The 13,923-nt window shown below is 61.7% G+C and carries 13 protein-coding genes; 6 read left to right on the forward strand and 7 right to left on the reverse strand.

All coding sequences use genetic code 11. From position 1 onward, the window contains the following. Window positions 1-6: 6 nt before the first annotated feature. Window positions 7-438 carry a DcrB-related protein gene (locus ACJ8M3_RS06200; protein ID WP_089197021.1) on the reverse strand — a complete coding sequence of 144 codons (432 nt, stop codon included), beginning with the start codon at window positions 436-438 and terminating at the stop codon, window positions 7-9. Window positions 439-670: 232 nt separating this feature from the next. On the opposite strand from ACJ8M3_RS06200, the gene ACJ8M3_RS06205 reads away from it, so the two are divergent. After that, entirely contained in the window at window positions 671-1,675 is a 1,005-nt protein-coding gene (locus ACJ8M3_RS06205) for an alpha/beta fold hydrolase (protein WP_089197020.1), read from the forward strand. Window positions 1,676-1,744: 69 nt separating this feature from the next. Next, window positions 1,745-2,395: a dihydrofolate reductase family protein gene (locus ACJ8M3_RS06210; RefSeq protein WP_047026155.1), complete on the forward strand. Its 651-nt coding sequence runs from the start codon at window positions 1,745-1,747 to the stop codon at window positions 2,393-2,395. Between the two features lie 41 nt (window positions 2,396-2,436). Here the strand turns inward: ACJ8M3_RS06210 and ACJ8M3_RS06215 are convergent, their stop codons facing one another. After that, on the reverse strand, window positions 2,437-4,053 hold the full coding sequence (locus tag ACJ8M3_RS06215; RefSeq protein WP_042784449.1) for a serralysin family metalloprotease: 1,617 nt from the start codon (window positions 4,051-4,053) through the stop codon (window positions 2,437-2,439). Window positions 4,054-4,464: 411 nt separating this feature from the next. Between ACJ8M3_RS06215 and ACJ8M3_RS06220 the strand changes: the two genes are divergently transcribed. Further along, a complete protein-coding gene (locus tag ACJ8M3_RS06220) occupies window positions 4,465-4,818 on the forward strand; it encodes a protease inhibitor Inh/omp19 family protein (RefSeq protein WP_033650455.1) in 354 nt (117 codons plus the stop codon). Window positions 4,819-4,822: 4 nt separating this feature from the next. Here ACJ8M3_RS06220 and ACJ8M3_RS06225 read toward each other — a convergent pair whose 3' ends face one another. Further along, complete coding sequence (locus ACJ8M3_RS06225; protein ID WP_033644268.1) at window positions 4,823-5,344, reverse strand: chromate transporter; 522 nt, start codon at window positions 5,342-5,344, stop codon at window positions 4,823-4,825. Further along, a complete protein-coding gene (locus tag ACJ8M3_RS06230; RefSeq protein WP_089197691.1) occupies window positions 5,341-5,907 on the reverse strand; it encodes a chromate transporter in 567 nt (188 codons plus the stop codon). The genes ACJ8M3_RS06225 and ACJ8M3_RS06230 overlap by 4 nt, the downstream gene beginning before the upstream one ends. A gap of 103 nt (window positions 5,908-6,010) precedes the next feature. On the opposite strand from ACJ8M3_RS06230, the gene ACJ8M3_RS06235 reads away from it, so the two are divergent. Together ACJ8M3_RS06235 and ACJ8M3_RS06240 are read left to right on the forward strand one after the other, a co-directional pair. Then, complete coding sequence (locus ACJ8M3_RS06235) at window positions 6,011-6,922, forward strand: LysR family transcriptional regulator (protein WP_033643004.1); 912 nt, start codon at window positions 6,011-6,013, stop codon at window positions 6,920-6,922. Between the two features lie 290 nt (window positions 6,923-7,212). Further along, window positions 7,213-8,382, forward strand: coding sequence for a cupin domain-containing protein (locus tag ACJ8M3_RS06240; RefSeq protein WP_042784444.1), 1,170 nt, complete (start codon window positions 7,213-7,215; stop codon window positions 8,380-8,382). A gap of 37 nt (window positions 8,383-8,419) precedes the next feature. Here the strand turns inward: ACJ8M3_RS06240 and ACJ8M3_RS06245 are convergent, their stop codons facing one another. The 3 genes from ACJ8M3_RS06245 to ACJ8M3_RS06255 are packed head-to-tail and all read right to left on the reverse strand — an operon-like array spanning window position 8,420 to window position 12,416. Beyond that, on the reverse strand, window positions 8,420-9,724 hold the full coding sequence (locus ACJ8M3_RS06245; RefSeq protein ID WP_089197019.1) for a c-type cytochrome: 1,305 nt from the start codon (window positions 9,722-9,724) through the stop codon (window positions 8,420-8,422). A gap of 11 nt (window positions 9,725-9,735) precedes the next feature. Continuing rightward, the gene (locus ACJ8M3_RS06250; protein WP_046687003.1) at window positions 9,736-10,194 is read right to left on the reverse strand and encodes a (2Fe-2S)-binding protein; all 459 of its coding nucleotides are present in this window, start codon (window positions 10,192-10,194) and stop codon (window positions 9,736-9,738) included. Next, window positions 10,194-12,416 (reverse strand): xanthine dehydrogenase family protein molybdopterin-binding subunit, encoded by a 2,223-nt coding sequence (locus ACJ8M3_RS06255; protein ID WP_089197018.1) that lies wholly within the window; start codon window positions 12,414-12,416, stop codon window positions 10,194-10,196. Before ACJ8M3_RS06255 ends, ACJ8M3_RS06250 begins: the two co-directional genes overlap by 1 nt. Before the next feature lie 361 nt (window positions 12,417-12,777). Between ACJ8M3_RS06255 and ACJ8M3_RS06260 the strand changes: the two genes are divergently transcribed. Beyond that, a complete protein-coding gene (locus ACJ8M3_RS06260) occupies window positions 12,778-13,917 on the forward strand; it encodes an acyltransferase family protein (RefSeq protein ID WP_047026160.1) in 1,140 nt (379 codons plus the stop codon). The last annotated feature ends 6 nt before the right edge of the window (window positions 13,918-13,923 follow it).

Below are 13,923 nucleotides of genomic sequence, written 5' to 3' on the forward strand. Positions count from 1 at the left end.
TCATCGTTAGGCCGCCCGGTAGCTGCTCAGCACCTGCAACAGCAGCGCGTCGTCTTGCGGCGTCAGCTTGCGCGCCATCGCCAGGGTGAACACCAGCACCCGGCCTTCCGCCAGCGCGAACACCGCCTGGTTTTGCCAGATGCGTTTGCCGTCGCGCAGGTAGCTGGCGCGCACCCATTCACCGGCGGCCAGCCCGTCACCCAGCGTCGCCGGCTCGCGGCTTTTGAACGCCCAGCCTTTCAGCCCCTGCGCCAGCGCATCAAGCTGGCGAGTGACGTAGCTTTCCAGATTCTCCGCCGGCTGCAGCGCATCGCGGGAAATATTGACTGAGGGGGAAACATCATCGCCGGCCAACAGCACGTTGACGGTGCGATCGGCATAGCCTTCCGGCAAAGCGACGCTGCCTTCGCTGAAAGCGCAGCGGGATAAAGCGGACATGCGAGGATCCTTTTGCATAAATAATGCTTAAGCATCGCATAACTTAGCCTTGAAATAAAACCATCAGATACTGCGAATGTTGCACGGCGTGACCCCGTTCACTGTGAAAAAGACCGTTGTCGGAATCTTGCCGGGAATCAAACCTTAATATTACAGAATTATCTGAAAACACTGGCGCGCCAGCGCGCCGATTGTGGCTATACTCGGCTATCGCCCTTTTCAGGAGATCAGGATGCTGAGATTAACCCGCCGCGCGCTGTTGTGCGCCACGTTGGCCGCGTTCACCGCCGGCGCTACCGAAACGCCGAAATTCGGCCCGGAGCTGCAGGGCTTTCACTACCCCTACCCGTTGCAACAATTCAGCTTCACCTCGCAGGGGCAGCCGTTAAAAATGGGCTATATGGACGTGCCGCCGGAAGGCGCCGCCAACGGCCGCACCGCGCTGCTGCTGCACGGTAAAAACTTCTGCGCCGCCACCTGGCAGGACACCATCAAGGCGCTGAGCAAGGCCGGTTACCGCGTCATCGCGCCCGATCAAATCGGCTTTTGCTCCTCCACCAAGCCGGCGCATTACCAGTACAGCTTCCAACAGCTGGCGCAAAATACCCACGGCCTGCTGCAGAATCTGAACATCAGCAAGGCCATCGTCATCGGCCACTCCACCGGCGGCATGCTGGCCACGCGCTATAGCCTGATGTATCCGCAGGCGGTGGAACGGCTGGTGATGGTCAACCCGATCGGCCTTGAGGACTGGAAGGCGAAAGGCGTACCGTGGCGCAACGTCGATCGGTGGTTCGAGCGCGAGCTGAACACCACCGCCGAGGGCATCCGCAACTATGAGCAGCGCACCTACTACGGCGGCCGCTGGAAGCCGGAGTACGATCGCTGGGTGGATATGCTGGCCGGGCTGAACAACGGGCCGGGCCACCGCCTGGTGGCGTGGAACTCGGCGCTGATCTACGACATGATCTTCACCCAGCCGGTGTATTACGAGTTCAAGGATCTGCAAACGCCCACCACGCTGATGATCGGCACCGCCGACACCACCGCCATCGGCAGCGATATCGCCCCGCCGGCAGTCAAGGCCAAGATCGGGCACTACGCGGTGCTGGGCAAGCAGGCGGCGAAACTGATCCCGCACGCCACGCTGATCGAATTCGCCGGGCTGGGCCATGCGCCGCAAATGGAGGAGCCGGCGCGCTTCCATCAGGCGTTGCTCAAGGCGCTGCAACCCTGAGCGGCCGGTTGGCGCAGCCGGCGCGCGGCGGCTAAACTTTCAGCTGGCACTCAATTGCAGGAGACAGCCATGCGACAGATTATTGCCAGCGCGTTCGTCAGCCTCGACGGCGTGATGCAGGCGCCCGGCGGGCAGGACGAAGACCGCAGCGGCGGCTTTCGCTTCGGCGGTTGGACCGCCCCCTACTGGGATGACGCCGTCGCGGAAACGATGGGCGAACTTTTCTCTGCGCCTTTCGATCTGCTGCTCGGGCGGCGCACCTACGATATCTTCGCCGGCTACTGGCCGCATATCACCGACGAGGCCGACCCGTTTTCCGCCGACATCGCCCGCGTGTTCAATCAGGCCACCAAGTACGTCGCCACCCACCACGGCGAGACGCTGACGTGGGAGAACAGCCAGTGGCTGGGGCAAGACATCCTCGCCCGGCTGCGTGAGCTGAAGCGCACCCAGGGGCCGGTGCTGCTGGTGCAGGGCAGCAGCACGCTGATGCAACAGCTGCTGGCCAACGATCTGGTGGATGAACTGCGCTTGCTCACCTACCCGGTGCTGCTCGGCGGCGGCAAGCGGCTGTTCGATGACAACGCGGCGCCGGCGGCCTTCACGCTGACCCACTCGGTGGTCTCGCCCGGCGGCGTCATTGTGGCTCACTACCGCCGCGCCGGCGCGGTGAAAACCGGCTCTTTCGTGGCGGAAAGCGCCGCGGCGGCCCAGTCGTAAAAAAAGGGCCGGTCGGCCCTTTTCTCTTCCCCTTCCTCACCTCAGGCAAACAAAATATCGCTCTGCTCCACCTGCCCGACCACGTGGATCTTGAAGTCGGCGGCATAGCTGTTGCTCTGGGTGTTCATCAACAGATCGGTGGTGCCGTTGAAGGCGTCGAAGTTGAGCTGGATCTCGCCTTTCTGGCCGCTGAAGGCGCTGCCGCTGTCGATAAAGCGCAGCTCGCTCAGGCTATTGTTGAAGCGCAGGCCGGAGAGATCGATCTTGTCGATGCCGTGCTCGAAGTCTTCAATCACGTCGAACGCCGCCACCGTCGACTCTTTGGCGTTGAGATAGACGAAATAGTCGGTGAAGTTGTTGGCGTCTTTGCCGCCCCACAGATGGTCCGCCCCCCGCCCGCCGTACAGAATGTCTGAACCGGCGTTGCCCGCCAGCAGGTTGTCCTGATCGTTGCCGATGAGCAGATCGCGCCCGCTGCCGCCGATGGCGTTCTCGATGATCGCCCCGCGCGCGATGGCGACGTTCTGCGTGCCGCCGCCGACGCTGGAGAACGCGCCGTCGTTCAGGTTGATCATCTGCTGCTGGCTGTAGCCGGAGAAGTCCAGCGTGTCGTTGCCGCCGGCGTCCCACACCGCGAAGTTGACCGGTTTGCCGTTGTCCGCCGTGGCGGTCAGGAAATCACGGCCGGTGTTGGAGTTGAAGCCGTACACCGTGTCGCCGGTGCGGGTGTTCATGTTGGCGCCGTACAGCTTCTGGATCGCGGCGATGTCATCCACCATCGGCCCATAGCCATACACCCCTTTGGTGTCGGCGCCGGTGTAACCGGCGTTGAAATAGCTCATGATCGAGTATTGCAGCGAATCCTGATAATAAGCCGCGTCATTCTGATAACTCGGGTTGCCTAACGATGCGTCATAAGATCCCGGATGCGCCAGCCCCAGGGCGTGTCCCAGTTCGTGGGTGAAGGTCTGGCTGCTGAAGTCGCCGCTAACCGGCGCCTTATGGGTGGCGAAATTTTTGTTGAACCACACCGTGCCCGCAAAGGCGTTATCGCTGCCCGATTTGGAACTCGGCGGGTAATAGGCGTAAGCGTTGATGGCATTCGGGCCGCTGCCGGCTGCGGTGCTGCCGTCGGCGCGCTGCGTGAAGTAGGCGAAGGTGATATCCGCGCGGTGGTTGATATCGGTGGACGCCGCCTCGGTGAAGGTTACGTTCGCCACGTCGGCCCACGCCTGCATCGATTTCAGCGCCTGAGCCTGCGCCGCCTGGGTCAACGGCTGCAGCCCCTTGTCGCCGTCACCGGTCTGGCCGATGCGGTTCAGCGCGCTTTGCGTCAGGAAGGAATAGGTCAGCGCGACCGGCTGGTGATACACCTGGTCGCCGTTGTGCGTCAGGCCCGGCCGCGTCAACTGATCGGCGGCGCGATCGAAGCTGAAGTTATCACGGATTTTACCCAAATTATTAATCGCCGCCCCGCCGCGCTGGTTACTGTACAGGTTAGCGTTGTCCAGCGTGAACAGCGCGCCGTAGCCCAATCCGTCATAGGGGCTGCCGGGCTGGTGATAGTAAAACTGATAGTTATGATCGTTGGGGGATGTGGCGGCCAGGCTGGTGAACTCATCGTCATCTTGCAAAATGTCGTTGTGGCGACTGCTCATTGCATTCTCCTTTTACACACTAGGAATCCACTCGATTTGTAAGACTATTCATCAGTCGTTCTTATCTAAGCCGAGGCTTAGGATTGACCAGTATAGTGACTCACTCCGGCGGCGCGAGCCCGCCCAGCCTGGCTTCACCGCGCCGGGCGTTAAGAAGGAGATAACCATAACAATTTGTATTCTCACTATATTAATGAGAAAAATAAGCGCAATAACAGGTTAATCACTCGTCTTTTCGCGCCTTTTAGCGACGGTTAGATCAGAATAATCGAGGATTAAAAAACCTAATCCTTGCCTCATCATCCCGCCGGGAACGTGCTAAGGTGTGAACGGACAGCCGAAAGGAGTGACCCGATGCCAACCCATTTCCTTATGCGCGCCTTGCGCCGCGCCAGCCTGACAGGAGTCGTTATGAGCGTATTGTGCAGCAGTGCCCTGGGCAGTTCACTGCCGTTGCTGGAACCCGCCGCGCTGAAGGGCGACTGGCAGCTCGCCGCCATCGGCGACGGTAAAGCCGTCTGCGAGGTGCAGCTGAGCGACGAAACGGTAGCCAACACCAACGCTTTCCGCTTCAGCGCCTCCGCCGAGTGCCTGCAGCCGCTGGCGCTGCACGCGCTGCCAGTCGCCTGGCGGCCGACGCCGGACGGCATGACGCTGACCGACGCTGAAGGGAGCATGGTGGCGTTTCTGGCCCTGACCGCGCCGAAGCGCTATGAGCTGATCGACCGCAACGGCCCTTCACGCTTTGTGCTGATCCCGCGCTAATCCTTCAGGCAAACAGCAGGCCGAGCAGCGCGCCGCCCGCCAGCACCCACAGCGGATGGAGGCGCTTGCTCATGCTCAATCCCGTCGCCAGCGCCACGATCGCCGCCAGCCGCCAATGGGGCGCGGAAGCCTCGGCGATCAAAAGGCCGCTGGCCACCACCAGCCCCACGGTCAGCGGCACCAGCCCGGCCTGCACGATGCGGCGCCACGGACGATCCTTAAAGCGCCGCCAGGCGCCCATCACCAATAGCGTAACGATGGAAGACGGCCCGAACTTGGCGATCGAAGAAACCAGCAGCCCCGCCCAGCCGGCCACGTGCCAACCGACCAGCGGCACGATCATCATGTTCGGCCCCGGCGCGGCCTGCGCCATGGCGAACAGCGCGCTGAACTCCTGGGCGCTCATCCACTGATGCACCTCTACCACCTGCCGCTGCATCTCCGGCAGAATGGTCATGCCACCGCCGAACGCCAATAAAGAGAGCTCGGTGAAGATCAGCGCCAACGCCATCAACACCCCGCTCATGACGGCCACCGCCACATCAGCAGAATGCTCAGCGGCGCCAGCACCAGCATGGTCGGCAACAGCGGCAGGCGCAGCCAGGCAATGGCGATCAGCGCCAGCGCGACGATCGCCAGCGCCGGCCATTTGCCGCGCAGCGGCAGCAGCATCTTGATCCCGGTCGAGAGCAGCAGCCCGGCGGCCGCGGCGGCCAGCCCGGCGAACACATGCTGCACATGGGGATCGTTTTGGAAGCGGGCGTACACCACGCCCAGCCCCACCACGATCGCCGTCGGCGCGCTGATGAGGCCCAGCAAGGCGCACAGCGCGCCGCGCAGCCCGCGAAATTCCATCCCCACCGCCACCGACAGGTTGATCACATTGCCGCCGGGCAAAAACTGGCACAGGCCGAGCAGCTCGGTGAACTGTTCCGCGTTCAGCCAGCGCCGGCGTTCCACCAACATGCTGCGCGCCATCGGCAGTACGCCGCCGAAGCCGATCAGCCCCAGCCACAGAAAGCCCAAAAACAGCGCCGCGTTGCCCGGCGCTACCGCCGGGTGCGGTTTTAACGTATTGATATCTGACATGACATTGCCGTTCCACATCGCTTGTTTTGATGTCTGGTATCATGCGCGTCGCCGTGCCATGATGTCTAATGCATTCCGGAACAAAGAAAGATACCTTTGAGGTATGGCAATGATTGAACTGCGTCGCCTGCGGGCGTTCGTCACCGTGGTGGAAGAAGGCAACATCACCCGCGCCGCCGAGCGGCTGTTTATCCAGCAGCCGCCGCTGACCCGCCTGTTGCAGGGGTTGGAAGACGAATTGGGCGTGAAGTTGTTACAGCGATTGCCGCGCGGCGTGCGCGTCACCGAAGCGGGCGGCGTGCTGTTCGAAGAAGCCCGCGCCCTGCTGGCGCGCGCCGAACGCCTGCGTGAAGCGGTGCAGCGCGCCGCCCGCGGCGAGCAGGGCCACATCGCTATCGGTTTCACCAGTTCCGCCGCGCTGCACCCGTTCGTGCCCAACCTGCTGCGCCGCTACCGCGACATCCTGCCGGGCATCACCACTCAACTGGAAGAAGCCGGCAGCGGCGAACTGATGGAGGCGTTGCTGGAACAGCGCCTCGACGCCGCCTTCGTGCGCTCGCCGGCCAACGGCATTCCCGGCCTGAGCGTCGAGCCAGTGCTCAGCGAGCCGATGATCGTCGCCCTGCCGCTGGGCCACCGGCTGGCGCAAGAAACGCAGCAACCGCTGCCGTTGGCCGAACTGGCCCACGAGGCGTTTATTCTCTATCGCCGCCCGGCCGGCCAGGGGCTGTACGACGCTATCCTGGCCGCCTGCCACCGCGCCGGCTTCAGCCCGCGCATCGTGCAGGAAGCGCCGCGCCTGCCGGCCACCCTCAGCCTGGTCGGCGCCGGATTAGGGGTGTCAATCGTGCCCGGTTCCATGCGGCGGCTGGGCGGCGACGGCATCGTCTACCGCACTCTCGCCGCAGAAGCGCAGCTCAGCGCCCCGCTTTACCTGGCGCTGCGCCGCAGCCCGGCCTCGCCGATCGTCGAGCGCTTTCGTCAGCTGGTGCTGGAGACCGTGGGGCAGTCATAAAAAGCCCGAACGGCCAATAAAAAATGACGTTCGTTTATTATTTATTTAAGCCTGTGAGCGGTGAAAATTAATTCCAATCCATGACTATTCAACTTCCGGTTAATTAATTAAACCCGCTCTCACTTAGTAACAAACGCAAACAAATAAGCGCCTACGCAATACATTCCAGCCGCTAGGATTTAAGGGTCACAGCCTATTCCCGCCGATGACAAAAAATCATTTCAATGGCGATCGCGCCTTCCCTGTCGCCTGCTGCTGCAGGCGCACGGTTTTATATTGGAGAAAACGCTATGCTATCACGTCGTGATATATTGAAAGTCTCCGCCGTCAGCGCGGCCGCCGCCGGCATGATCGGCGGCATCGCCAAAAATGCCGCTGCCGACGACCATCGCAATATCGTGCCCCCCAGCAGCTATCAGCCGCCTGCCGATGCGCAGCATCTCTATAAATACAAATTCACCGACAGCAAAAAGCGCAGCCTGCCCAACGGTTGGGCGCGCGAAGCCACCGTCGAGCAATTCCCGATCTCCGAAGGCGTGGCGGGCGTCGACATGACGCTGGAGCCGGGCGGCGTGCGCGAACTGCACTGGCACGCCATCGCCGCCGAATGGGCGTTTATGCTGGAAGGCCATGCGCGCATCACCATCCTCGATCCCGAAGGCAAATGTGAGGTGGCGGACTTCGGCCCCGGCGACGTCTGGTATTTCCCGAAAGGCTATGGCCATTCCATTCAGGCGCTGGCGGACGGCGCGCATTTTATTCTGGCGTTTGATAACGGCCACTTCTCCGAATTCGGCACCTTCAGCATTACCGATTGGGTGGCGCATATGCCGAAAGAAGTATTGGAAAAAAGCGTCGACATGCCGGCGGCGGTATTTTCCAAGGCCAAACAGGGCGAGGCTTATATTGTCGGCGGCGCCGTTCCGCCCACATTGCCATTGCCGAAAAGCGACGGCGGATTAAATAACGCCCCGCTGACCCATCGCTATGAATTAATGAAGCAAAAGCCGTTCTTTGAAAATGACGCCGGCAGCGTTCATTTGGTGTCGTCGAAAGAATTTCCCATTTCCACCACCATGACCGGCATCATCGAGATCGTGAAACCCGGCGCAATCCGGGAATTGCACTGGCACCCCAATGCCAACGAATGGCAATACTATATTGCCGGCAAAGGCCGCATGACGGTGTTCAGTTCGCACGGCCACGCGCAGACGGAAGAGTACGCCCCTTCGGACGTCGGTTACGTGCCGCAGGGCTTCGGCCATTACATCGAGAACATCGGCGATGAGGATTTGAAGGTATTGATCGTGATGGACAACGGCATTTATCAGGATATTTCGTTGTCCGACTGGCTGGCGAAAACCCCGGCCTACCTGCTGGCGGACAACTTCAATAATCAGGTTGAGGACTGGCAGGATAGACCGAAAGACAAACGGGTGATGTCACGGCGCAGCCGCTGACGCTGCGGCGAGGGAGAAACTCCCTCGCCGCTTTTCGTTACTGCTTGCGCTGCTCCGCCACCTGTTTGGCGGTGACCTTGCCCTGCTTGTCGCCGAAATGGCCGACCACAAAGTTGGCGACCGCCGCCACTTCCTCGTCGGAATACGCGCTGCCGAACGCCGGCATCATCTCATGCCGCTCGCCGACGCTGATGCTTGTCCCCTTCAGGATGGCCTGCACCACGCTGCGCCCCTGCGGATCGTTCACCGCCGTGCTGCCGACCAGCGACGCATACTCACTCTGGCGGCCCGGCCCGTTCCACTGGTGGCAGCCGCTGCAGTCGTTGGCGAACACCCGGCGCCCGAGCGAGCTGTCTTGCCCGCCCGGCAGGATCGGCGTGGAAGCCCCCGCGCCCTTCGGCTGCAAGTTCACCGCTGCGGCGCCGTCGCCGGCGATCGGCTCGATATCGCGCAGGTATTTCACCAGCGCCAGATTATCTTCCGGCGTCAGGAACTGCAGGCTGTTTTCCACCGCTTCCGCCATCGGGCCGCCGGCGCTGCTGCGCCCCGGCGCATGACCGGTGGCCAGATATTGCGACAGCTGCTGGTCGCTCCAGCCGCCGATGCCGGTCTGTTTGTCCGGCGTGATGTTGGCGGCGAACCAGCCCTGCACCACTTCACCGCTCAGGTGCTTGCTCTGGTTGAGGCCGAACCCCAGATTGCGCGGCGTATGGCACTCGCCGCAGTGGCCGAGCGCCGTCGCCAGATAAGCGCCGCGGTTCCACTGCTCGTCCTTGTTGAGATCCGGCGCGAAGCGCTGCTCCTGAAAGAACGCCAGGTTCCAGAATTTCATGCCCCAACGCTGGTTGAACGGGAACGACAGATCGTTTTGCGGGTTGGCCTGTTTCACCGGCGGCAGGCTGAACAGATAATCCTTGATCGCCAGCACGTCGTCGCGGCTCAGCCCGGTGTACGAGGTGTACGGCATCGCCGGGTACAGGTTGCCCTGCGGGCCGATGCCCTCACGCACCGCGCGCACGAACTGATCGTCGCTCCAGTTGCCGATGCCGGTTTCCTTGTCGGCGGTGATGTTGGTGCCGTAAATGGTGCCGAACGGCAGTTTAAAGGCGAAGCCGCCCGCATAAGGCGCGCCGCCCGGCGCGGTATGGCACGCCACACAGTCGGCGGCGCGCGCCAGGTACTCGCCGCGCGCCAGTTTATCGGTCATGCCGGCCGGCGCCCCGGCGATCGGCGCCGCAGGCTCCGCGCCGGCAGGCCGCAGCAGGGTATACAGCGCGTATCCTCCCGCCAACACCACCACGGCGATAATCAGCCATAACAGCCCTTTCAAGGCGTTGCTCATCACGTCTCTCCCTAACCCAACGCCTTGGCGGCCTGGTGGATGGCGGCGCGAATGCGCACATAGGTGGCGCAGCGGCAGACGTTGCCGCCCATCGCCGCGTCGATGTCCGCATCGCTCGGGTTCTTGCTTTGCGCCAGCAGCGCGCTGGCGCTCATGATCTGGCCGGACTGGCAGTAGCCGCACTGCACCACGTCCAGATCAAGCCAGGCTTCCTGCACCGCCTTGCCTTCCGGCGTGGCGCCGACGGCTTCGATGGTGGTGATTTTCTTGCCGGCGGCGGCGGAGACCGGCGTCATGCACGAACGCACCGGCACGCCGTCCAAATGCACGGTGCAAGCGCCGCACATGGCGATGCCGCAGCCGAACTTGGTGCCGGTCAGGCCGGCTTCGTCACGCAAAAACCACAGCAGCGGCATGTGCGGATCGCCCTCGAAGGTCAGCGGCTGCTCGTTTACGGTTAAATGAATCATCAGGTTCTCTCCTTGTCAGACGCCGGATTCGCAGTGGGATTATGCAGCGGTAGGCTCAGCGAGGCGCGCGGCCGCCCGAGCAGCGCCAGCGCGTTGCCGACCGCCGGAGCGATGGTCGGCACCCCCAGTTCGCCCACGCCGGTCGGTTTCTCGGTCGAGGGCACGATGATCACCTCAACCTCCGGCATCTCATTGATGCGCAGCGGGCGGAAATTATTGAAGTTGGACTGTTCGACCACGCCGTCTTTCAGCGTGATATTGCCGTACAGCGCCAGGTTCAGGCCGTAGCCGATACCGCCCTCGATCTGCGCGCGGATCACATCGGGATTCACCGCCACGCCGCAGTCCACCGCGCACCACACTTTATGCACTTTCGGGATGCCGCCTTCGCCGATCGACACCTCGGCCACCTGCGCCACATAGGTGTCGAACGCCTTGGCGACGCCCACGCCGCGCGCGCGTCCGTCCACCACCTTGGCACCCTGCCAGTCAGCGGCTTTCGCTACCGCGCGCAGCACGCCCGCCGCACGCGGCGCATCGCCCATCAGCGCCAGCCGCCCTTCGACCGGATCCTGGCCGGTTTCCTGCAACAGCTGATCGATAAAGCTCTCCACCGCGTGGCCGGTGTGGGTGCTGGCGACCGACCGCAGCGAGGTGGTCGGCACCTTGCCGGGCACGATATGTGCATCGCAGCGGAAGGCTTCGAAGGTATAAGGCACCTCGCTGGCGCCCTCGACCATCATCTGATCGAGGCCGTTGACCACCAGCGCATCCATCGCGCTGTGGCGCGTCCAGGAGTGGCCGACTACGGTATCGGTCCAGCCCACCACCTTGCCGCCGCGAATGGCGCCGCGCAGGCGATGCAGGATCATCGGGCGATACCACCCGTTGCGGATGTCGTCCTCGCGCGTCCATACCACCTTCACGCCGTGGCCGGGGCCGATGCCCTTGGCGGCCGCCGCCATGTCGGCCGCCAGATCCGGCCCCAGCGTCGGGTTGCCCAGATCGATACGCCGGCCGAAGCTGCCGCCCGCCAGAATGGTTTCAATCTGCACCTTCTCCGGCGGCAGCTCGAACAGATCGCACAGCTGCTTGTGGTCGAGCGTCTGGATTTGGCAGCCGTAGCGCGCCTTGACGCTTTCGCCGTCCCAGAACAGATAGCCGTCCAGCGGCTCCATCGGCGCGTGAGCGACGTAGGGGAAGGTGTATTCGGCCTCGATCACCTTATCGGCCTTGTCGAACACCTCGTCCGGCTTACCGAGACTCTTCGCCACTACGCCGGTTTTCTGCGCCACCTGGCGGAATTCGGCGTAGATTTCCTCGGTGTTGCGTCGCTCCGCCTGCGCATCGTCCCAGGTGACCCTAAGCCGATCCCGCCCCTGGATCGCCGCCCAGGTGTTTTTGGCGTAAACCGCCACGCCGGTGGCAACCTGTTTCACCGCCACCACGCCCGGCACCGCCAACGCACGGTCGGCGTCAAACGTCGCCACCTTGCCGCCGAAGCGCGGCGGTTTCTTGAGGGTGACGGTCAGCATGTCCGGCTCGTGGATATCCTGCGAGAACTGCGCGCTGCCGTTGGTTTTCGCCAGTGAATCGACGCGGTGCAGACCGCGCGTTTTGCCGATCAGGGTGAAATTGGCCGGATCCTTCAGCGCCAGGCTGGCGGGATCGGGCGGCGGCAGCGTGGCGGCCAACTCGGCGAACTCGCCGAAACCCGCTTCGCGCCCGCTGGCGGCATGGCGGATCTTGCCCGCCTGCACGGTGATTTCCTGCGCGGAGGTTTTCCAGCTCTGCGCGGCGGCCTGCACCAGCAGCGCGCGCGCCATGGCGCCCATGCGCCGCATCTGTTCATAGGCGTTGGCCACCGAGCTGGAACCGCCGGTGCCCTGGAATCCGAACGCCAGGTTCTTGTAGACGGCGGTGTCCACCGGCGCGGCCACGACCCGCACCTGCGCCCAGTCGGCGTCGAGCTCTTCGGCGACCAGCGTCGCCATGCCGGTATAGACCCCCTGGCCCACTTCGGTGTGTTTACTGATGACGGTGACGATGCCGTCGGCGCCGATCTGGACGAAGGCGTTGGCGTCAAACGCCGTCGCGCCGGCGGCGGCCGGGGCGTTCGAGCGCGCCAGCGCGCCGGTGGACGGCAGATAGGCGCCGATCACCAACGCCCCGGCGCCGACGATAAACCGCCGCCGCGAAAGCGGAACTTGGGATATGCTCATTGCTCATGACTCCAAAAAAACCGAAGGCGTCACTGCCTTCGGCGAAACAGCGCTAATTATGGGAATGGCTTGCCGCGCCGGTCAGGTGACATAGCACAACAGAGCAATAATTAGCGTAGCCTATTATCCAGTAGGCTTAATGTTGAAGAGGGATTTTCTATTGGAGAATCGTGCGGTTCAACGGTGTGCTGTTATCGGATCGCCGTCTGGCCAAAAATCTGAGCAACGCCGTGCATGGCTTCTGTGCTCGTCGAACAACAATTCGTTGCATTGCCTTCAGGTTTACGCTCCCGGCATTGGAATAGGATATACTCCCGACCAAAATACATCGTCACCATTTGGTTCATTTTGGATGTTTTTCATGCAGCAATCCGCCATATCAAAAAAAAATCATGATATCGAAGTATTAAGAACCGTCGCGATCGTTTTCGTCATTCTGGCGCATGTCGCGGGGATACTCAGCCCGGATTCGCTCTACTGGCGAATTTTGGACTATGCACGCTTCGGCAGCGGCGTCGATCTCTTCTTCTGCGTATCGGGCTTTATTATCACCTCGTCAATTTTGTCAACGGTGCCAAAAGACAAAAGCCTCAGTGCTTTTGCCAACTTTACCGTGCCATTCTGGAAAAAACGGTTTTGGCGACTCATGCCTTCGGCTATTTTTTGGATCTTTATCGTTCTGTTGCTGGCTTTTATTTGGGGCGGGAAAGGCCAGATTATTCCCTTTGAGAACATGTTCACTTCGGCGTTGCATGCCCTTACTCAAACGCAGAACTTTTACTTTATCGAGTGTCGGCCCGCAGGCACCTGCGGCGAACTAGGCATTTACTGGAGCCTGTCTTTAGAAAATCAGTTTTATCTGCTCTTACCCCTTCTCGCCTTCTTCTTGACTGACAGGAAGCTTGCGCTCTTTTTCTTCGTCGTTTTTATCATCCAAGTTTTCTTGCCGAGAACATTGAACGCGGCAACGCCAGTCATGTGGCCGTTAAGAACGGATGCGGTCGCACTGGGGGTCATTATTGCAATCTTTGCACATAACGCCCCCTCGTCACGTCCCTATCCCAGACTGCTTGAGAGCAAAGCCTTCTGCGCCGGGGCTTTCATGATCGCGTTGCTCTTGCTGGCTTTGCTTTCCAGCCCTCAACCGTTCCTCAGTTTTTCGGTCGGTATCACCGCCGTGGTTTCCGGCTTTTTAGTGTTACTCGCCAGCTATAACCGCGGTTGCTTTTCAAGTCATCCCACCGTGCGCGTGTTTTGCGATTACATCGGTTCCCGCTCGTACTCTATCTACTTAACTCATGTGGTCGCACTGTCCCTCACCAAAATCCTCTTCTTTTCCGCCGCTACCCGCTACGACGGCCTGCACACCGCCCTGTACCTGGCGTTTTTCTTGGTCGCAACGCTGCTGATGTCGGAATTCAATTACAGAATCATTGAAATGCCGTTAAGAGCGCTTGGCAGGAAGAATAAGCTGAAAAAACCGGTGGCGCCCTTCATTTAGCGCACA

The sequence above is a fragment of the Serratia sp. CY55921 genome, assembly GCF_052167655.1.
In the GTDB taxonomy this organism is placed as follows: Bacteria; Pseudomonadota; Gammaproteobacteria; order Enterobacterales; family Enterobacteriaceae; genus Serratia; species Serratia ureilytica.